Origin of the sequence: Alkaliphilus peptidifermentans DSM 18978 (assembly GCF_900101495.1) — a bacterium.
GTDB lineage: Bacteria > Bacillota > Clostridia > Peptostreptococcales > Natronincolaceae > Alkaliphilus_C > Alkaliphilus_C peptidifermentans.
Map to the genome: position 1 here is coordinate 1 of NZ_FMUS01000004.1, position 20,921 is coordinate 20,921.

Genomic DNA, 20,921 nt, shown 5'->3' on the forward strand with positions numbered 1-20,921 from the left:
CGTCCATGAGACCTCCCCAGGTAAGAACGCAATCTTTCCTTCCATCTATCTGCTACATCTACACCTTATGCTTCCGGATAGTTTAGGGCTTTGGTTTGTGTGGCAACCTTACCCAGCATATGTGTGCCTTATATGTAGTTTCTATTCGTCAGACCAGAAGTTTGCCGTCGGCTTCCTTCAGATTCCACCTCACGGTGGACACCCTTGCCTTAAGCTATGCGCTTGGCACTATCAACCCGCGCTAGGGACTTTCACCCATTAGATTGCGCCCATGCTGGGCGCACCACAAAAAAAACAGACTGATGATATCAGTCTGCTCAAGTTAGTTTTTCATTATTCTTAGTATTTATGGATAAATATTTGCTTAAGAATTGCCAGATGTCTTAACAATAATATAGTTTTATCAATTATAGTTTACATAACGATATTACGCAAACCACACTCTGCTTTGTTTTAATTTATCTCTCATTTCCACGCTTAAAATTCCCTGTTACTTTAGCCATAATCAACTGAGCTTCCAATTCATTTGCATTAGATATTCTTTGCAAAAATTTCTCACTATCTGCACCTTTTAATATCATAATTTGTTTTCCATGCCAATAAATAAATACTTTGTTGGCTTTAGCTACTGAATAGGAAAAAATTTCTTTAGATAGTCTATTATTTTTTGCTTGTTTCAACTATATATCCTCCTACTGGTTGATCTAAATTTTACATCACTTCTACATTTAAGAAGTCTACCAATTTTTCTTTTTCTATTAGCCATTCTCTAAACTCTTCAATAGTTTGCTTGTTTTCATATTGTAAAACTTCTTCCTCACTAAAAATTTCCAGCATTGAACTGGTTAGACCCTTGTTTATATTATCTTTTAGATAGATTTTATAGGTGGAACTATTAATAGAAAACTCAATAATGCTATAAATCTTAACATTATCCTCCATAAGTACTACTAATAGCATATTACCCTTATAAGTAACTATCTTAAATAATTGTTTATCATTACTATCAAACCAATTATTTAAATAGGGTTTGATTTTTTCATCTAAGGTAGCCTCATCTTTAACAATCAATTCTTTGTCACGCCAATCGATATCGACTAATTGACTATTTTCACCTTCATTGCCACAGGATTTACACCTATATTTACGAGGGAAAATAAATGGAATCCAACAAAAGAATATGCCAAATGGCAAAAATAGTATAACAATACAAAAGATTACTCGTATAGCTGTCGATGAGGTTTCTTCTATTACATCACTCTTGCAATCAGGACAAACTTTCATTTGCATCATCCCCTTTAATAGGTAATTTAAAGACAAAAATTAAATAATTAGTAAAAATACTATTAGATACCGATTCATTTGCTTATCTATAAATTTTAACTAAAATAGTTACCGCTATTATTCAGGATTAATCATCAATTCTTCTGCCGTACAAAATCCATTATCAATGGCTTTTTGTCGTAGTACAAGATATAATTCAGCGAAGGTTGAATTTTCATAGGGCATAACAAAAATCATTCCTATAATCAAAAGTAAGGCACCCAAAATATACCAACCGATGAAGGATAGATCCAGTACAAACATGTCAAATTTTTCTCCATCAGTCATCTTATTGCTAAGCTCTATAGCTCTTTTGGCACCAATGCCTGGATTATCTGCTAAAATATAGGGTACCATTCTATAAGCATATGACTTTATAATACCAGGAATTATTAGTAAAAGGGTCCATAGAAATAGGAAAACCCCTTTTAACAACATTGTCTTAACTATATCTAAATATCTAGACTTTCCGAATGAATAGCCTAAATAATTCATATTAACATCTTTCTCTGCAGCTCTAACAAAATAACGGCGTCCTCCAACTTCAAGAGGATATCCTAAAAAAACTCTAAAGGCCATAGCAAAAAGAATAATTATTGCTACAATAACTAAAATTGATATTAAATATGCTGGTGAAATGTTATTATTAATATTATTAAATGGAGGAGTATTACTACTGTTGAGATTTAACCTGGAATTAGAAAAATTGACACCTCCTCCTCTCCCACCTACGATTGCAATTATGATGCTTACCAGTAAAGCTTTCCAGTAAGAAGCTCTTAAAACCCCTTTAGCCCTAGTTTTCAATTCAGCTCTTGTCCACATATATATGCCTCCTTATATTTTTTCTCTCTGTTATATTAATTATAGTAGATAATCACTTAACAAATGATATCCATCCTATAATACTATTCAAATATTATTCTATTATATAATTTTTAAAATGTCCCATAAAATTGATATAAAGATATCTGTCTATATTAATAGACAATATATATTTATATTTTGTTCCTATTTTATTATAAAGGATATAGGTTCCCTTGTTCATTATATGAAATACTGCATACGAAAATCCACAATGTGAACTTTGAAATAGTCCAATAGACCTATATTTATCGACAAATAGTTATAGTTTTATGTAAATATTGACATAAAATACATATTAATCATATAATTCATATGTATGTGAATGTTATTTTAATATTTTGAAAATAGCCAGTATACTTCTTTAGTATATGTCTAAACAGTTACATACAAATAAATACTTCGGAGGTATATAAATGACAAGAAAAAAAAGCGCTTTATCAGCATTAGCAATACTTATATTATGTATTCTACTATCTGTAATGGTTATTTCTCTCTTTAATATTGAAGGTGCTGTAAATAGATTGATTTTACCAGTAATATTATTTGTACTGTCATATACTGCTATATATATTAATACCTTAACCAACCGAACCACTGCCCATCATATTAACAAACAACTGGACATCTTAGCAGGAGGTAATTTCTTTAAAACAATTTCTACAGATAATAAAAATAGTTTTTGGGGTATAGAGGATAAAATAAATTCTGTTCTTTATCAGGTTAGAAAGCTTATTGCAAGAACTAGTCGAAGTACTGAAACTACCAATAATATGGCTGATGAATTATATCGTCAAATGGAGGATATTAATATTAATATTGAAAATATCTACTCCTCTGTTAATAAAAGTTTGCATGATATTACCCAACAGTTCAGTATTGCTCAATCAGTTTTATCGAAGATGGAGGAATTATCTTCTGAATCTGAAAATACAAGCTATGAATTACACCAGTTTAAAGATATACATAATGAACTGAAGAAACAGGTAGATGCCAGTAGAAAAAATATGGACTCATTTGTTACACAAGTAGTTTCTATTAATCAGCAAGAAGATGAAAAGATCAAGAAGTTTAATCAATTAACTGAACAAGCCAGTAGTATCCATCAAATAGTTGATAGAGTAGTGAATATAGCTACCCAAACTAATTTATTGGCACTAAATGCAGCCATAGAAGCTGCTCGAGCTGGTGAAGCTGGAAAGGGCTTTGCAGTTGTAGCCGATGAAATAAGAAAGCTAGCAATACAATCCTCCGAGGCGAGTGAAGAGATTAGAGATGTATTGCAGGTTATAATTGAAAATATAAATACTGCTTCAACCTTTGCATATGGTTCTAAAGAAAATATGTCACTAATACAAGCGGATATTGAAAAGACATCACAGGATATTGATGGTATCTCCACTGTTTTTAATAAAATAGATAAACTGATATCAAATATAACTACTATAGTTCAGCTACAAAGCGCTGCAGCTAAGGAAGTGGCTGTTTCTACTGAAAGCTTAACAAATATTTTATCAAACTCTTCTGACATAGCCGAAAATAATCAAAATTGTATAAAAGAGATTAAAGCAAAGGCTGGTTTTTTAATAAATAGTACAGAAACTTTAAAGAATGAATCCTCAACACTGAACAATATATTAGCTGAATTAGTACGAGAAGGACAAAATGTATCTGATGAGATAAAGGTAGAAATACATAGTAGTATGGATGAGCTGAAGAAATTAGCTAAGAATAAAGAGGTTTTGTCAATGAATCAAGTAAAAATAGAAGACTACTTATCAAAATATATAGAAACCAATAAAGGAAAGTTCAGCTTAATATATGTTTTAAATAGAGATGGAATTCAAATAATTAATGATATTTGGAGTAGTAAAGAGGATGCTGAAAGATATCAGTCTTCTTTGGGGGTATCCTATAAAGAGCGGGACTATTTTGAAAAAACCAGAAATGGTAACGACTATATATCTAAGTTAAATATTAGCTCTCAAACATATAATATGGTAATTTCCTTATGTACACCTATATTTAATGATGACAGAGAATTTATAGGCGTTATGTGCGCCAGTAGTAGAATTGAACAATAAATCAAAGGCTATTGATCTTCAATAGCCTATTTTCATCATTCTTTAATCTAACTTACACTCTATTAGGCTACTTATAAAGCCTTTAATATCATTCGTTAAAACCATTCCATGGCCAGTACATAAATAGTCTATATCTAAACTATAGATGCTTTTCAACCCAATGAAATACTCATCCAGCTTATACTTTTTATATGAATTCTCCTCTGTAACTATATTCTTAACAAATTGGTAAGCTTTATGGCGAGTTTCAATCCATTCTCCTACCATCCCTTTACTATCAACAACTTCACCGAAAAAACAGTGAAAGTCTCCTAAAAATAATACTTTGTATTTTGGTGAGTATAAGACTATAGAGCCTTCTGTATGATGCTTCATTGTTATGTAATATAATCCTTCTATTTTACCCGAGTCTGATAATAATGGTATAAATCCCTTTTGTAGTTCTGAATCAAGTAAATCAAGGTCATCTTTATGAATTATTTTTTTTGCATTTTTAAATAACCTACATCCTCCAACATGATCAAGATGTCCATGGGTTGCAATAATAAGTATTATATCTTCCTCAGATTTACCAATTTTATATAATGCCTTAATAATAAAATCCACATGCTCTTCTTTTCCACAGTCTACTAATATAATCCCTTCGTCTTGTAGAATCATATAGCAATTATTAAATGAGTTCCAGGTGTTATCCCATACTGCAATAACATAAATATTATCTATTATTTTTTCAAATTTCCATTCTATGATTAACCTCCTCTGAAAGGAAAACTATAGTTACCTTACCTGATGCATTATCACTATTAAAACATTTCGACGTTATTGTGAAACAGGCATGTTATCTCGAAATTAAAAGGGACAGCTCTTTTGATACAGTCCCTTTAAAATGTTATTATTTCATTCCAGAATAGAATTACTGCTGTAATAATTATTAAGCAAATAATAAAAGAAGTATAAGTATTAACGCTAATACTAAATATTTATGTTTAATTCTCATTAAGTTTATAGTTTTACAATTAATCATGAAATCTCCTCAAAGCATTTACTATAATTAATATTTATTGGTCATTAGACTTAATAAAGTGAATTTTTTTTGCCCATTCCTTTGACTTTATTTCAATATCTTTAATGAAAGCATCTTTTCCATCACAATAGCCGTCGATGTCATGTTTGAATTTCTCTACCAATTGGTTTTTTAAATCTCCATAGGCAGCTGCATCTTTGGGGTGTGCTATCATATAGTCTCTAAAATTTAGATGCCTAGTTACTTCAGGATTACCCACTTGATAAATATGAATATGATGGGTTCTATTATATATTCCCTTAAGGAAAAATCTTCTCCCTTCTAACCCATACTCACCTTTAGCAATGTAACCTTCATTTTCCATCAATTTATTATAGCTATTTATTTTACTAATATCCTTAACCTCTATTAAAATATCAATCACGGGCTTAGCGCTGATTCCTGGTATTGAAGTACTTCCAACATGGTGAATGTCAATTATCTCTTCACTTAATATGATCTTAAGTTTACTAGATTCCCTTTCAAAGGCCTCTTTCCACTCTGGGTTATACGGTACAACTTCTATTATTCTTACCTGCTGATTTTCCACCATAAATTCATCCTCCAGTTTAAAATAGTAATTAGACAGAATTCTTATCAAATGCCATTGTTTATGTCATTAATTAGGTATTATTTAATTAAAAGATGCAACCTCCTGCATATAGATTTCATAATATTGGGTAGCCCGTTCTTCATCAAAGGTCTCTATATATTCACCAAATACCCATCCATAGGTTGGAAATTCAGAATCATTGTATCTTATAAAGTACCAATAATTTTCAATATTATCTACATTTAGCTTCTCTTCAGTTCTTCCTAAAACAGTGAATTTTGCACCTATTAATAAATAATCTAATATAAGATTCTTTTCAATATCATATTGATATACAAAACCAATTCTATTTGTTTGTGAAGTTTTATCTGGTTGAGTTCTAAACTTCAACCGGGCATTTGTAACAGCCTCCCATTCTTCCTTTACTATTGAATGTCCATTAATCTTATAGACCTCTCCAAATGGTGGCTCACTGCCTTGTGCGCCCCAGAAATGAAGTCTATTTTCACCATATAGATGATCGGAATACCATAGATTTTCTTTGTTTACTTCAAAACTTAATATCCATTCATCCCCTGTAAAGACTGTTTGCATTATATTCTCTGTTAATGAATCTTCATATCCTTCAGAGTATTGTAAATCAAATAATTTCACTTTATTATTATCAAGCAGTTCATATTTACCACCTAGCTCAATTCCACCTTGCAGTGATCCAATTCTAAACTCATCATCTAAATAGAAAACTAAAACTAAGCCTAGGTTATCTAAATAATCTACTTTACCAGCATTCCATATTGTTGATGCCAGATAGTCTTTACTTATAGCTTCGACAGATCCTGGATATTGAACTTTCCTCCTTCTCCATGAAGAGAGGTCATTATTCTGCTCTATGTTTTTAGCATAAAGTAAAGGATCGCTTAAATCTAAGAAAGTGCTGTTATTTTCATTCGCATTAAGTTTTAAGCTTGAACAGCCAGATGTTACTATAATTAGAACTGATAATATAATTAATAGTTTTTTCATAAAGACACCTCCGTGTAATTGTGAATTGGGTTTTAAATAGTCTAGTTATATTTTATCATTATTTTAAAACATTTGTAAAAATATAAATATATCAACAAATTTAGTCTAATCGGACAGGCGGATAAGAATTAACTGGATATGAAAAATGGATTGTTTTGAATTTCCATCTACCTCTCTTTTTAATCAAAAGCATTGATAAACGAATTGGCCAATTATATTCTTCACCCTTATGAGTCTCATACAATGTATCTGAAGCTCCTCTTATTATATCTATTAATTTCAATCTAGAAGAGGTGTTAGGGGTTTTTAATTTTTCTTCTATTAGTTTTAATCTATAGCTATAATAGCTTTCTGTTTTTATGTTCTCATATAATACTCCTGTAGTAGAAACATAGGCTATTTTCCCCTCAATTAAAAACTGAGCTTCATCAATATTAATTCTTAAATCTCCCCAATAAATCCAATGGTTTTTTATTATTCTTGTAGCTTTTTCAAAACTAGTACACCATTCTTCATCATTAAAACAAATAGCTGAAGTACCAATAATTAAAACATCTTCATTTTCTGTAAATAACTCCTTAACAAAGCCTTCAACCACATCTGGATTTCTATCTTGATACCCTTTTTGAAATTTTTTTAGGAGTGCAATTAGTTCACCTTTTTCTTTTTTCATTTCTGACATTGTTCGTATCTCCTTTTTCTATACTACCTGAATACTAATATCATTCAGTATTGAATATATTAATAATTCTTTAATCTTCAAGTTTCTCCTTCTAAAATTATAAAATGTCTATAAAAAGTAATATTCAAAAGACATCTTCATTTGCTGAAGATGTCTTTTGAATATTTATAGAATTAAAATTTTATTAGGAGCTTTCCAATCACATGATCATAGGGTACACACCCTATTTGCCTACTATCTTTACTGTTATTTCTATTGTCACCCATAATAAAAATATATCCTTCAGGAATGGTTATTTTCTCTTTTACAAAATATCTGGGGTCTTCACTTATATAATCTTCCTCCAGCGCTATTCCATTTCTATATACTACATCTTTATAAAATTCTAATACATCTCCTGGTTTACCGATAACTCTTTTAACATGGAATATACGCTCATCAGTATTATCAAAAAACCTACGTGTAAAAATATTACTCTTAAAACTATCAATAATATCGTCTATTAACGTCCTCTCTCTATCTAATCTGCTATCAATTACAATAATATCACCATAATTCAATTCACTATTGAAGGTACGGGTTAATTTGCTAATTACAATTTTATCTTTATCATGTAGAGTTGGCTCCATCGAAGAACCATAAACTAATACCGGCTGGAGAATGAATATGTTTATTGTAATAGCAATAATAAAAGCTATTAACACTTGTTTTATAAGACTTATAATTTCTTTTATAATTTTCATTATTTTATACCTCTTAATTTATATTTCGTTAAATTTCATTAAATCTAAACGATATCGAATATTTCCTTTGGTGAGTTAATAATATAGTCTGGTTTCATATCTTTGACTATATCTATTGTGTCAAAACCCCAGCTAACCCAAATTATTTTAATACCAGTGGCTTTACAAGCAACAATATCTCGATGCTCGTCTCCAACATATATTACCTCTGATTTTTTTAGCTTGTACTCCTTTAAAAATCTTTTTATCATCTTATCCTTACCAAAGATGTTGCTAGAGCAAATAACTTCTCTAATACCTCTTACTCCTTGGTTTCTAAGAAATTCTCTTATATTATTTTCAGAATTAGACGATATAATTGCTAATTCATAGCCCTTCTTCTTCAGCTTTTCTAATGATTCCTTCATGTCATCAAACAAAACTAAATCTTTCATAAGGTTTTTATAAAGGCTATAGAATTCTACCGCCACTATAGGAATTTTATAAATTGGGAAATTAACATATTTAGAGATTTCTGGAATTGATAACCCTCTCAAATGCTCTACTTCCTCGTGCTTTAATTTTTTGAATTTATATTTTTCTGCCAACTTATTAATGGCAGTAATACCAATCTCCATAGAATCAACCAATGTTCCGTCAAAATCAAAAATTATATATTTAATCATGGTATGCTCCTTTTAACATATTAAAAATCCATGATGAGATCATGTTTTTACTGCCTCATTTTAAAGCATAAAATGCTTTTGTTCTCTATTATTTATTCTTCATCAGTTAATAAAACCCTTCTATTATATTATGGAAAAAAAATAGCCATTCATCAAATGAGTGACTATTTTGGTTAATATAAAAGTACAAAATCTATTTGTATGAATCCTTCAAAGATACAGTTCTATTAAACACTAATTTATCCTTTGTTGAGTATTTCGTGTCAACACAGAAATAGCCATGCCTTAAAAATTGAAATTTATCTTCAACAGCTGATTCGCCTAAAGAAGGCTCTAAATAGCAGTTATCTAATATAATAAGTGAGTTAGGATTGATAATTTCCTTCCAATCCTTATTTCCTTCTTGATCCAATAAGAAGCTATCATATAATCGCACCTCAGATTTAACTGCATGCGGTGCTGATACCCAGTGAAGAGTTCCCTTTACCTTTCGCCCTGTAAACCCTGAACCACTTTTAGTTTCTGGATCATATGTGCATCTTAGCTCTAATACTTCACCAGTTTCTTCATCTTTAATTACTTCCTCACATTTTATAAAATATGCATGCCTTAATCGAACCTCATTGCCTGGGAAAAGTCGGAAGAATTTTTTAGGTGGGTCCTCCATAAAGTCATCTCTTTCAATATATATCTCTCTAGAAAAAGGAATTTTTCTTGTACCCATCTCCTCATTCTCAGGATTGTTTTCTGCCTCTAACCATTCAACCTGATCTTCAGGATAATTAGTGATTATTACCTTTAATGGTTGAAGTACTGCCATTTTTCTAGGAGCCTTTAGCTTTAAATCATCCCTTAAGCTGTGCTCAAGCATTGCTACATCAACAGTACTTCCATCCTTTGAAACTCCAATTTCTCCAAGGAAGTGTCTAATGGCTTCTGGTGTATAACCTCTTCTTCTTAAACCTCTTAGAGTTGGCATTCTAGGGTCATCCCATCCATCCACATAACTACCTTCCACCATCTCTCTAAGATATCTCTTGCTGGTTACAACACCCCTTAAACTCATTCTGCCGAATTCCCTCTGCTTTGGTGGTGTTTTAAATTCATCTATTACTTCTAGACACCAATCGTATAGAGGTCTGTGGTTTAAAAATTCAATTGAGCAAAGAGAATGGGTTATATTTTCAATTGCATCAGAAATTGGATGGGCGTAATCATACATAGGGTAGATACACCATTTGTCTCCAGTTCTATGATGCTTAGTATATTGAATTCTATAAAGAACAGGGTCCCTCATATTAGTATTAGATGAAGACATATCAATTTTTGCCCTTAGGGTTCTAGACCCTTCAGGAAATTCTCCATTTTTCATTCTTTCAAAAAGATCTAGATTCTCATCTATATCTCTATTTCTATAGGGGCTTTCTTTTCCTGGCTCCGTGAGTGTTCCTCTATATTGTTTTACTTCTTCAGCAGTTAAATCACATACAAAGGCTTTATTCTTTTTAATTAGCTTAACAGCATACTCATAAAGAGCATCAAAATAGTCTGATGCGTAGAATAGACGGTCCTCCCAATCACAACCAAGCCACTTCATATCGTCGATAATTGCATCAACATATTCTGTCTCTTCTTTTCTCGGATTTGTATCATCAAATCGTAAATTAAATTTACCTCTATATTTTTCAGCAATACTATAATTAATATTAATGGCATAGGCGCTACCTATATGTAAGTAGCCATTAGGCTCTGGCGGAAATCTCGTATGTACTCTTCCTTCATATATACCCTCTTCAATGTCTCTATCAATAATTCGATGAATAAAGTTTGAAGGTACGAAAACATTATTCCCGTTATTCATCTCTGATGACATCTAAATTACCTCCTCAAGATTGATTTACTGTAGTATTTATCATTTGATATTAGCATAAATTGCTTTACATGTCAAAAGCTTAGTGTATTACCATAATATTAACCCACTTCATGCAGTATTGAATCTCAGTAAAATTTTAATTCTCGATTTCAAACCAGCAAATTTCTTTATCAGCTTTAAATCCCATACTCTGTGCTAAGTTCATTGATGCGGTATTCTTCTCCTCAATGTGTACATAGGGTAATTTCCCTTGCTGCCTTAATTTGTGAATAATGTCTATTGTAACAGCCTTTCCAAACCCATTCTTTCTATACTCTGGCATTACATGCAAAAATCCTATGGCTCCATCGTCCTGGGTTATACCCCATGCTGCTAGATTCCCATTATATCTAATACATGATCCTACTCCATTTTTAATTCTTTCAATTATATATTCTATAGATAAGTATTCCTTATAATCTGAATTATTGTAGATAAATTCTGCATCGCTTTCATTTAGATTATCCAAATTAGTGGCAGTGCTCTCCAGTTTTACGTCTTCTGGAAGATATAAGCGAATTGATGAAAGCTTCCATTTAATCTTTTTTCCATCTGTAAGAATTGGCATCATCCAGTTTTCTATAATTGCAAACTCTCTATCAGTATCGTTAAGCTTGTCCATTAAAAGCTTTAATTCTTTTTCGTTTCCAGAGCTTATATATACCCACTTTCTATCACTAGTACCCTTTACAAGGACTGAATCACCTATCCTTTCGAAATAATTACATTCATAGCTTTCTATAAAGTTAATTATATTAACATTATTAACTAAATCTTTCTTTAAATATTCTAAAATACTGCTTCTTTCCTCCATATATATCCCCCTTAGCTAAAATCATAATTCTAGTATATATTTCAATAGTTTAATATGCAATATATGTTATTCATTTTTCAATGTGCAGAAAAAATTAACCTCCACATAAGGGGTGAATAATCTGTACCGCATCATTATTATGTATTTTGATATCCTTACATCTTCCTCTATCTATTTCTCTACCGTTAATGCTTATAGTCAACTCTGGATGTTTATACTCCAGCTTAGTTAAAAGAAGTTCGACAGTGTCACCATCTCTCCATTGAATATCTTCTCCATTAACCTTAATCATTGTTTTGCCTCCTAAAATGTTGTCTTAATAGTATTATGTGATTAGGGCACATTTTTTACAATAAAAAAATAGAGCCTTCGCTCTATTTTAATCAACCTCCTGCAAGTAAATGAACTACTTTAACATCATCGCCATCATTAATTAAAGTAGTATCAAAGTCTTCCTTATCAATATGCTTTCCATTTATAGTCACAAATATCTTAGGGAAGGTATATTTTTTTTTATCTAAAAGCACTTGAACAGTAAGACCTTCTTCCCATTCAAAATCCTTTGAATTCACTTTTATCATGGTAAAACCTCCGACAAAAATTATTTAAATTTACAGGTAACAAGCACTTAACTTGTTACCTGTAAATTAACTTAATTAAATATTATTATATATGCTTCTCAATTACATCAATTAATTCTGGTAGATCCATACCTATTTTTCTTAGATGCTCAGCTGTTGGCACTCCATTGGGAGTCCATCCTCTTCTCTTATATACTGCATCTGTCAGTTGTTCATATTGACTTACTCTATACTCACGCATAACCTTGATTTTTTCTTCTGTAGTTTTTCCTTCTGGGTCATAGTCCAGTAATTCTCGTAATTGGTTATCATATCTTTCTTGTCTAGATTCATACTCTTCAATTGTTACCGGACCCATTGATCTATAAGGCATAGCGTCATGCTGTCTTAAACCCTTACCTCTTCTAATATTAAATATTCTCTGGAAATTATACACTCTTTCCGACTGGAGAATTAATTGGTTTTTATCTATATTCATTCCTGTTACACCATTATATATGTTTACATAGTGCTGTACATGCTCAGGCATTTTAGCTGGCTCATCTGTTAAATGATTATCTGGTGGTGTTGTATCATTCCACGGAAGCTTACAAAGTCCCATTAAACCAAACCAGGTTCTAAACATTGGGAAATAATGTAGTGCCTCTGCTTTATCTTCAAATGTTGGTATTTGATTATTAACCATGTCCATAAAGATTAACCAAGCTTCATCATGCTGAGGACCTTTATTTGTAAGTCCATAGCCACCCTGCTGTGCTAAAGATTCTTTCGGAAGATACTCTGACACCTCTAAACCTTTTTGCTCCATACCAATATCATTTAAGAAATCAGCATCAGCCCCATGCTCCTTAACGAAAATTTCCTTTAGTTGTCGTACACCAAGTCCAATTAAAGCACCAAAGCCTTCACCTCTAGACATTTGATGTAGTAATTCCATTTGGGCTTCAGCGTTACCAAATCTAAGATCAAGTCCACCGGTTACTTCCTTATCAATTATACCTCTTTCATAACACTCCATTGCAAAGGCACAAATGGTTCCAAAGGATATGGTATCAACCCCATAGGTGTCACAATAGAAATTTCCTTCTAAAATCATCTCTGGGTCAAATATTCCACAGTTTGATCCAAGACCTGCAGCATTTTCATATTCAGGTCCATCTATGGTAACCTTATGTCCCTTATAGGGTCCGGTTTTTAGCTCGAAATGATCTGCTGCCTTTGCACATGATAACGAGCAACCATACCAACATCCATCTGGCATTCCTTGAGTAATATACTTTTCTACGAAGACATTAGAAGAAATCTTATGGGTATCTGGATGTCCACCATATTGATAATTATGGGTTGGTAGAAGATCATATTCATCCATAACCTCAATAATATTTGCAGTACCAATTTGTCTCATTCTACATTGAACATCATCATAATCATGAATCTGCTTATGAAGCTTGATACCAGCCTTATTAATTAAGCTTTGATTAGCAGGCTTGTTTAAATCCCCTTTAGTTCCTTTAAATTTAATAACTATAGCCTTTATTTTCTTATCTCTAAATACTCTACCTATACCACCTCTACCAGCCTGCTTTAATCTTGCAACCTTTCTTCTCATATCATAGAAGGAAAAGTTTAATAATCCAATATTGGCATGATCTGCTGCAGTACCTGCAGAAATTACTGATATATTCTTTTTGTCTTCTTCAGAATCTGCATACATTTCAGTTAGTTGCTCTGAAATAACATGTCCATCGATTGCTTCCAGTGGAGCTTCCTCTACTTTAATAACACCATTGTTTCCATCGATATAAATTATAACATCCTTTTGGGATTTTCCTTGTATTTCTAAAGCGTCCCAACCAGAAAATTTTAAGTAAGGTCCAAAATATCCTCCAACGTTACTGTCAATTGGAATATTGGTCATGGGAGATATGGTTACTACTAAGGATTTTCCTGCACCCGGATATTGCGTAATACCGCATAATGGTCCTCCTGCTATTACAATTTCATTTTCAGGATCATTCCACTTAGTTTCAGGTGAGGTTGCATCCCAAAGGTATTTAAGTCCATAACCTTTACCACCTATAAATTTTTCCTTCATAGAATCCGGTACATCCTTGGACTCTATTCTATTTTCACCAACATTAATATAAAGAGTCTTATTGGTATAGCCTCTTTCAAGCTTTGCTGGCTCATATTTGTATTCAACTAAAAGCTTATGCGATTGTTTTAAATTATTTACGTCCATAATACAGCCCCCTTCACAATTCAATGAAATCTAAAAGAACACTATTCATTTCTTTCATCTTTCACTTTATAATTTATTTCAATTTTCAACTTTCAATTTTAAATTATCTTTACACTTGCATGTATTTACAGCTTTTCCTTAGTCTCTATTTCTATATCTTCAACAGCTATGGCACCTGTTGGGCATTCCTTTGCACATAAACCACAAGCTATACATTTAAATGGTTCAATGTAGTCGTCATGTTGTCTCATGGCTGATTCTGGACAGAATCCTACACACATAAAGCAACCAACACACTCTTTTTTGCTTATTCTCACAACGCCATTAGTACTTCTATTGATTACCATAACAGGACATATATCAATACAGGCACCACATTGGTTACAGACATTGATTTTTTTAGCTTCACCCTTTTCAACTTGAATACATGATTTTTCGATATTATTTTCCTTGAAATATGCTGTAGAGCATACTTCTTCACAAACTCCACAACCAATACAAAGATCATCTTTCTTTACTAGTATTTTCATATTCTTTAACCACCTTTACTTTTAAAATAGATATACGTAATAAGCATATTTTCAAACTTCGACGTTATTTTTTTAACAAGTCTTTAAAGTGTTATGGCTAATATTTCAATACACCAATGTATATCTCTTTTACAATATTTTCTTTATCTGGCTCACTCTATATTGATATAAATATTAGACAACCGATGGTTCAAAAATGAGTTTTCCTTCTTTAAACCTATTTAAGTGTAACATATCAATTGGAAGTGTTGTATCTTCACCTAAAATTGATTCAGCAATAACTATACCTGTAGCTGGTCCAAGCATAAAGCCATGTCCACTGTAGCCAACAGCAAGATAAAAGCCTTCTACCTCATCGACTGGCCCATATATAGGCTGTCTGTCTGGAGACATATTATATAACCCTGCCCATTGCCTTAAAAATCTAACTTCTTTAAGGGGTGGTAAAAGCTTTGTTATAGTATTGGACATTTCTTCAACAAAATGCCATCCAGATGTTATTCTTAAGTCCCTTGGTTCACCCTCATCTCCACGTCCCATTATAAAGCCTCCATGGGGTACCTGTTGACAATATAGATTAAGGGAGAAGGACATTACCATAGGGTCTAAAATAGGCTCCATGGGTTCTGTAACCAATATCTGATGTCGTTCGGAAAATAGTGGTAGATCTAAACCAACCATTTTACCAATCAATTGAGCATAGCCACCAGCAGCATTTACCACAACATTTGTTGAAATATCTCCTGCAGTTGTTTTAACGCCCTTTATTTTACCACCTTCAACAATGATATCAGTAACCTCAGTAAAAGTCAAAATAGTTGCTCCTAACCTCTTTGCTGCTTCTGCATAGGCTTGAGTTGTATGGAAGGGATTTAAATGACCATCTTTTTGACAAAAAGTTGCACTTACCAACCCTTCGGTATTTAAAAAGGGAACAATTTCTTTAGCTTCTTGTAGATTTAATAGCTTTGAAGGAATTCCCAAGCTATTTTGTAAAGCTACATTCTTCTTGAACTGTTCATGCTCCTTCTCGGTACTGGAAACAATTAAATATCCTCCTTGCTTGAACTCAATATCTCCATCATATTGTAGTTCATCCTTGGCCTTCTCAAATTCTTCACAGGAGTATTTGGCCATAAGACAGTTCATTTCTGTACCCCATTGTTGTCTTATTCCAGCTCCACATCGCCCTGTGGCACCACTTGAGAGATAGGACTTCTCGATTACAACAACATTCTTTACACCTTTTTTTACTAGGTTATATGCAATTGTACAGCCAGATATACCTCCACCAATAATTACAACATCTGCTGTTCTATTCATGACAAGCTTCACCACCTTCCAGAGCCCCTTCTGTGATGGCTCCTAATTTAATAGATTTTACTGGAGGTCTAAAGGTGCCAGGAGATATTTCTGATATTGGCTTACCAGTTGCAATAGAGATTTCTCTTAAAACAAGAGGAAGGCAGGTTCTTCCTTGGCAAGGACCCATTCCAACTCTACTAATTCTTTTAATTTCATCGTAGGTTGTGTAACCTTGATTAATTAGATCTCTTATATCCTGCTGAGTTAAATCGGAGCAACGGCAAATAATTATATTCTCCTTCATATCTATTCCTCCAATCTAATGTTTCTTATGATTTTTGCAAAATCCTTCTTAACTGCAATAGAAATTATAGGAGTTTTATCTAAAGCTTTACTATTTATAACTTTAACCACACGAACCTCACAAATCTCCTTGCCTTCTCTATCTAATCCCTTAACAATTTGATTAGGTGTGGGAAGTGGTATTAATTCATAGGGTATTTTCAACAAAGCCTCCTCATCAGAGTAAGTCATATCCAGTACACTTATGGCCAAGCCTGGACAATTGCTGACACATAAGCTACATCCATTACATAGATCATGATCAACATTTGGTAAGTCATTAATATCTTCAAATTCTTTTATTGAACCAGTACGACATGCTGTATAGCATGGATTACATGGTATATTTTGAAAGCACTCAACAATAACGGTAGGACCCTTTGATAATCTTTCGTCACTTGGGAATACCTTATCTAAATCTTTTTGTGTAGGTACACCAGTACTTGCTAACATTATTAGCGCCTCCTCTCTATTTAAAAGCATCAATTGAAGCTGCTGCTTCGTTATCTATCATTAAACTGGTAATACCATTACGTATCTTTTCTCCAACGGGACCATGTCTTAATGAATTTAGCTGCTGCATTAAGTCATCCTTAACTTCCTGCATGTTGTATAGCTTATAGCCTAAATATGATGCAGCTGACATTCCTGCTATGTATCCTTCAACCATTGCACTACTGGCTTCTTCAACACCGGCTACATCTCCAGCAACGAATATTCCTTTAACAGAGGTTTGAAGATTTTCATCTCGTGCTGGAACAAACCCACCAAATTCATGAATATATTTCATTTGACATCCCGCTTGCCATAGGAGTTCAGAGAGCGGTGATAATCCAACTGAGATACAAATTACGTCTACATCAAGCTCCTTTTCTGTTCCTGGTATTCCATTCCATTTCTCATCTAATTGCCATATTATTGCCTTTTCTAATGAGTCTTTTCCATGAGCTTCTTTAATTGAGTAACCTGTATAAATAGGTACACCCATTCTTCTTACTTTAGAAGCATGAACAAGATATCCTCCTATTGTAGGTGCAGCCTCTACTATGGCTTCAACCTTCACGCCTGCCTGCATTAACTGATAACTTACGATTAAACCTATATTACCAGCACCAATCATTAAAACATTGTTTCCTGGCTTAACACCATACTCATTCATCAATGTCTGAACTGCTCCTGCTCCATAAACTCCTGGTAAATCATTATTAGGGAAAGCTAAATTCTTTTCACTTGCACCTGTCGATACAATAGTTGCCTTTGGTTTAATTTTAATATATTTACCGTTATTTTCTAAAGTAACTACGCCATCTTCAAATATTCCTAATACGGTGGTACTCTTCATAACTTCAACATTATCCATTTTATCGATTTTATCAAGAAGTAGCTCTGCAATATCAAAGCCCCTAGTAGAGGCATATTGTTTTTCTGATCCGAAGAACATATGAGTTTGTTTTACCAATTGTCCACCTAGAGAGTTGTTCCTATCTACCACTAGTACCTTACTTCCCATTTCTGCTGCTTGAATTGCGGCACAAAGTCCTGCAGGACCTCCACCAATGATTAAGATTTCTACGGGCATCATATCAAATCACCCTTTCCTGTTTGAGTTCGTACAACCATACCTTCCTTAAGCTCCTCAACACAGATCCTTACATTTGGCTCACCATTAACCTCCATTAAGCAAGACGAACAGTTTCCAATGGCACAAAATAGACCCCTTGGGCGATGTTTTTCTGTGCTATGGCTTAATGATCTTACACCAGCTGCATGTAGGGCTGCTGCAATCGTTTCCCCTTCATATCCTTCTATGGACTTGTCGTTGAAGGTAAAGGTAATTAGCTTACCTCTTTCAAAGTTTAAAATTGGATGCTCTAAAATTCTCATTGGCACACCTCCAGTTGATTAGTTTGTGAGTTCTCCTCCTAAGAGGAGAACCCACAGATTTCTATATATTTTTTTTCATCTAGAAAATAGATTTTCTATTAGTTTGGATAGTAACTTTATTGCACTTTTTTGTTACCAAATGCTTTATTAACTAATATAATAAAGCCCCCAATATAAAAGCCTAATATAACAACCATCATTACTACTGAAGAACCTGACATAATATAGCCCCCTTTATTTATTCTCTAATGCACTATTTAATGCATTCACATCATAGCGGCCCTTACCAATCTTGTCAGCTAACCAATTGTTAGTTAGCAGTGCAAGGATAATAAGTATAGCAAACTGGAATATTATTGTACCAGGACTAAATACTTCAAAAGGATGCCACCAGTTTTCAGGATACCAGCTAATAGCTTGAACAAACCACCATCCAGTTACCCAAACAAAGAATACAGGGAATAACATAATACAGGCATTCCACCACTTGCCGATTTTAAAGTCAGCCCACTCTGTGTTGATGTCTTTTGATCGTGCATTTTCTAATCCATACTTAATTAGTGCAAAGGCTACAAATAATCCACTAACTAATAATCCAACGCCCCATACCCAGTCTTGATTATCTAGGAAATTAAGACTATAGGCTGAAGGTACCCCCAATAGGAATCCAATAACAATTACATAGGTTGTAGCTTTTTGTCTAGTCATTCCTGCATCCATGAAGTTTCTAACGCCAACTTCGATCATTGGAAGCAATGATGATAGAGCAGCAATTGCCATAGCCAAGAAGAATACCGCTGCAAGAAGTCCACCTGCAGGCATTGTTGTGAATAATTGAGCTAAATAAATAAAAGTAAGTCCAGTGTTACCTGATGTTAAGGCTTGATTAGCAAATTCTTGTGTTGGAGAAAGAGCAAAGATGGCTGGTAGCACAGTCATACCGGCAACTAATGCACCGATGTGATCTCCCATACCCATAATCATACAATTTCCAGCAACGTCTTCCTTATGATTTGTATAAACAGCGTAGGTAATAATGAAACCCCAACCAGCCCCAGTTGACCAAGCAGCCTGTGTAAATGCTTCTAACCAAATTTTAGGTGTTGCAAGCATTTCTAGTTTAGGGCTAAATAAGTACTCTAAGCCCTGCAGTGCACCTGGTAGTGTAAGGGATCTAATAACAGCAAAAATTAATAATATAAATAGTGTTGGTATCATTATCTTACTTGCTTTTTCAATACCAGCTGATACACCCTTATAAATAATGAAACCGGCTATTGCCATTGAAACTAGGTGAAATAAGATAGTTTGTGAAGGTGTTGTTGTAAAAGTATTCCAAATTGCTTGTGTTGCTTCGGTATCTAGTCCAGGCTTAAAGGTACCACTTACTGCCATAGTAAAGTACTTAACACACCAACCCATAACTACTGAATAATAAAACATAATACCAAGACAGACTGCAGCAATCCAGGTACCCATCCAAGTATACTTCTTACCAACAAAGTCACGGAAGGCACCTACAGTTCCTAAACCTGTCTTTTTACCCATTACCATTTCACCCATTAGTAATGGGATAGCCCAGACAAACAGAGCAATTGTCCATGCAATAATAAATGGACCACCACCGTTTGCTGCAGCAACTCGAGGGAATCTCCAGATGTTACCGGTCCCAATTGCCATTCCAATAGATGCTAAAATGAACCCCCATCTACTCCCCCATTGTTCTTTCTTTTGACTCATTTTGACTCCTCCTTTTTATTTATTTTAAAGAAAAAGCAAACATAAACTATAAGGATTTCATTTCTTGCTCCTGAAGCTGAATATAGCTTCTAAGTATACTCCCGCAGTCTAGACAGATTTCCGCATATGCCTGATGGCTTATGAATGGATTAGTCTTTAAAGTTACAAATTTGCCGTAGGGTATATCCTTTTTAATGTTCTTAGATAAGCAATAGCTACAGGTATTAATGTTAACCTTATCTGTTGATTGCATAACAGTTCCTTCCCCCTTATCCTATTTTAAGTATTTCGAATTTTCTGCCTTATTAATAATACGACTTCTATTCATCATATACCTTCAAACTAATTTGATTTTTTTAAATTATTAACTTTTCAAATTAGCCAACAGGGGTATGTATTTAGATATATTCTAGATACAAATGCAATTCCATATTGAAATCTTTCATATTTTGCTGATATATCCTTTGGAATTGAAGGAAATATCAAAAAAATGAAGTATTAACAATCGAAAATTGTATTTCACTATTTTATAACATACTAAATACAAATGCAATAATAAATTATTACCTTA

The 20,921-nt window shown here is 33.2% G+C and carries 23 protein-coding genes; 1 reads left to right on the forward strand and 22 read right to left on the reverse strand.

Annotation, left to right across the window (positions count from 1 at the left end; genetic code table 11):
- Window positions 1-458: 458 nt before the first annotated feature.
- The 3 genes from BLP68_RS03885 to BLP68_RS03895 form a co-directional block, all read right to left on the reverse strand.
- Complete coding sequence (locus tag BLP68_RS03885; protein ID WP_091540262.1) at window positions 459-680, reverse strand: hypothetical protein; 222 nt, start codon at window positions 678-680, stop codon at window positions 459-461.
- A 31-nt stretch (window positions 681-711) separates the two neighbouring features.
- Window positions 712-1,284 carry a BRI3 family protein gene (locus BLP68_RS03890; RefSeq protein ID WP_091540265.1) on the reverse strand — a complete coding sequence of 191 codons (573 nt, stop codon included), beginning with the start codon at window positions 1,282-1,284 and terminating at the stop codon, window positions 712-714.
- A 117-nt stretch (window positions 1,285-1,401) separates the two neighbouring features.
- Complete coding sequence (locus BLP68_RS03895) at window positions 1,402-2,148, reverse strand: DUF975 family protein (RefSeq protein WP_091540267.1); 747 nt, start codon at window positions 2,146-2,148, stop codon at window positions 1,402-1,404.
- A gap of 455 nt (window positions 2,149-2,603) precedes the next feature.
- Here BLP68_RS03895 and BLP68_RS03900 point away from each other — a divergent pair, with 455 nt between their 5' ends.
- The gene (locus BLP68_RS03900; protein WP_091540269.1) at window positions 2,604-4,271 is read left to right on the forward strand and encodes a methyl-accepting chemotaxis protein; all 1,668 of its coding nucleotides are present in this window, start codon (window positions 2,604-2,606) and stop codon (window positions 4,269-4,271) included.
- Between the two features lie 42 nt (window positions 4,272-4,313).
- Here the strand turns inward: BLP68_RS03900 and BLP68_RS03905 are convergent, their stop codons facing one another.
- From BLP68_RS03905 to BLP68_RS03995, 19 genes are all read right to left on the reverse strand, one after another.
- Window positions 4,314-5,021: an MBL fold metallo-hydrolase gene (locus BLP68_RS03905; protein ID WP_330389072.1), complete on the reverse strand. Its 708-nt coding sequence runs from the start codon at window positions 5,019-5,021 to the stop codon at window positions 4,314-4,316.
- Window positions 5,022-5,329: 308 nt separating this feature from the next.
- Complete coding sequence (locus BLP68_RS03910; protein WP_091540274.1) at window positions 5,330-5,887, reverse strand: GrpB family protein; 558 nt, start codon at window positions 5,885-5,887, stop codon at window positions 5,330-5,332.
- 81 nt (window positions 5,888-5,968) lie between these two features.
- Window positions 5,969-6,910 (reverse strand): SH3 domain-containing protein, encoded by a 942-nt coding sequence (locus BLP68_RS03915; protein WP_091540276.1) that lies wholly within the window; start codon window positions 6,908-6,910, stop codon window positions 5,969-5,971.
- Window positions 6,911-7,010: 100 nt separating this feature from the next.
- Window positions 7,011-7,592, reverse strand: a complete 582-nt coding sequence (locus BLP68_RS03920; protein WP_091540279.1) for a hypothetical protein — start codon at window positions 7,590-7,592, stop codon at window positions 7,011-7,013.
- Window positions 7,593-7,765: 173 nt separating this feature from the next.
- On the reverse strand, window positions 7,766-8,335 hold the full coding sequence (lepB, locus tag BLP68_RS03925; RefSeq protein WP_091540281.1) for a signal peptidase I: 570 nt from the start codon (window positions 8,333-8,335) through the stop codon (window positions 7,766-7,768).
- 44 nt (window positions 8,336-8,379) lie between these two features.
- Window positions 8,380-9,000: an HAD-IIIA family hydrolase gene (locus BLP68_RS03930; RefSeq protein WP_091540282.1), complete on the reverse strand. Its 621-nt coding sequence runs from the start codon at window positions 8,998-9,000 to the stop codon at window positions 8,380-8,382.
- A 193-nt stretch (window positions 9,001-9,193) separates the two neighbouring features.
- Window positions 9,194-10,873: a glutamine--tRNA ligase/YqeY domain fusion protein gene (locus BLP68_RS03935; protein ID WP_242876897.1), complete on the reverse strand. Its 1,680-nt coding sequence runs from the start codon at window positions 10,871-10,873 to the stop codon at window positions 9,194-9,196.
- Between the two features lie 136 nt (window positions 10,874-11,009).
- Window positions 11,010-11,726, reverse strand: coding sequence for a GNAT family N-acetyltransferase (locus BLP68_RS03940; RefSeq protein ID WP_091540285.1), 717 nt, complete (start codon window positions 11,724-11,726; stop codon window positions 11,010-11,012).
- A gap of 94 nt (window positions 11,727-11,820) precedes the next feature.
- Window positions 11,821-12,018: a sulfur carrier protein ThiS gene (thiS, locus tag BLP68_RS03945; RefSeq protein WP_091540287.1), complete on the reverse strand. Its 198-nt coding sequence runs from the start codon at window positions 12,016-12,018 to the stop codon at window positions 11,821-11,823.
- Between the two features lie 91 nt (window positions 12,019-12,109).
- Window positions 12,110-12,307, reverse strand: coding sequence for a sulfur carrier protein ThiS (gene thiS, locus BLP68_RS03950; RefSeq protein WP_091540290.1), 198 nt, complete (start codon window positions 12,305-12,307; stop codon window positions 12,110-12,112).
- 85 nt (window positions 12,308-12,392) lie between these two features.
- A complete protein-coding gene (locus tag BLP68_RS03955; protein WP_091540293.1) occupies window positions 12,393-14,549 on the reverse strand; it encodes an aldehyde ferredoxin oxidoreductase family protein in 2,157 nt (718 codons plus the stop codon).
- Between the two features lie 125 nt (window positions 14,550-14,674).
- Complete coding sequence (locus BLP68_RS03960) at window positions 14,675-15,079, reverse strand: 4Fe-4S binding protein (RefSeq protein WP_091540295.1); 405 nt, start codon at window positions 15,077-15,079, stop codon at window positions 14,675-14,677.
- 174 nt (window positions 15,080-15,253) lie between these two features.
- Complete coding sequence (locus tag BLP68_RS03965) at window positions 15,254-16,402, reverse strand: NAD(P)/FAD-dependent oxidoreductase (RefSeq protein WP_091540298.1); 1,149 nt, start codon at window positions 16,400-16,402, stop codon at window positions 15,254-15,256.
- Window positions 16,395-16,688 (reverse strand): (2Fe-2S)-binding protein, encoded by a 294-nt coding sequence (locus BLP68_RS03970; protein ID WP_091540301.1) that lies wholly within the window; start codon window positions 16,686-16,688, stop codon window positions 16,395-16,397. The genes BLP68_RS03965 and BLP68_RS03970 overlap by 8 nt, the downstream gene beginning before the upstream one ends.
- Window positions 16,689-16,690: 2 nt before the next feature.
- Window positions 16,691-17,179: a 4Fe-4S binding protein gene (locus BLP68_RS03975; protein WP_091540302.1), complete on the reverse strand. Its 489-nt coding sequence runs from the start codon at window positions 17,177-17,179 to the stop codon at window positions 16,691-16,693.
- A 16-nt stretch (window positions 17,180-17,195) separates the two neighbouring features.
- A complete protein-coding gene (locus BLP68_RS03980; RefSeq protein WP_091540305.1) occupies window positions 17,196-18,308 on the reverse strand; it encodes an NAD(P)/FAD-dependent oxidoreductase in 1,113 nt (370 codons plus the stop codon).
- On the reverse strand, window positions 18,305-18,610 hold the full coding sequence (locus BLP68_RS03985) for a (2Fe-2S)-binding protein (protein WP_091540308.1): 306 nt from the start codon (window positions 18,608-18,610) through the stop codon (window positions 18,305-18,307). The genes BLP68_RS03980 and BLP68_RS03985 overlap by 4 nt, the downstream gene beginning before the upstream one ends.
- Before the next feature lie 234 nt (window positions 18,611-18,844).
- Window positions 18,845-20,350 carry a sodium-dependent transporter gene (locus BLP68_RS03990; protein ID WP_091540310.1) on the reverse strand — a complete coding sequence of 502 codons (1,506 nt, stop codon included), beginning with the start codon at window positions 20,348-20,350 and terminating at the stop codon, window positions 18,845-18,847.
- A 46-nt stretch (window positions 20,351-20,396) separates the two neighbouring features.
- Entirely contained in the window at window positions 20,397-20,603 is a 207-nt protein-coding gene (locus tag BLP68_RS03995) for a hypothetical protein (RefSeq protein ID WP_091540313.1), read from the reverse strand.
- Between the last annotated feature and the right edge of the window lie 318 nt (window positions 20,604-20,921).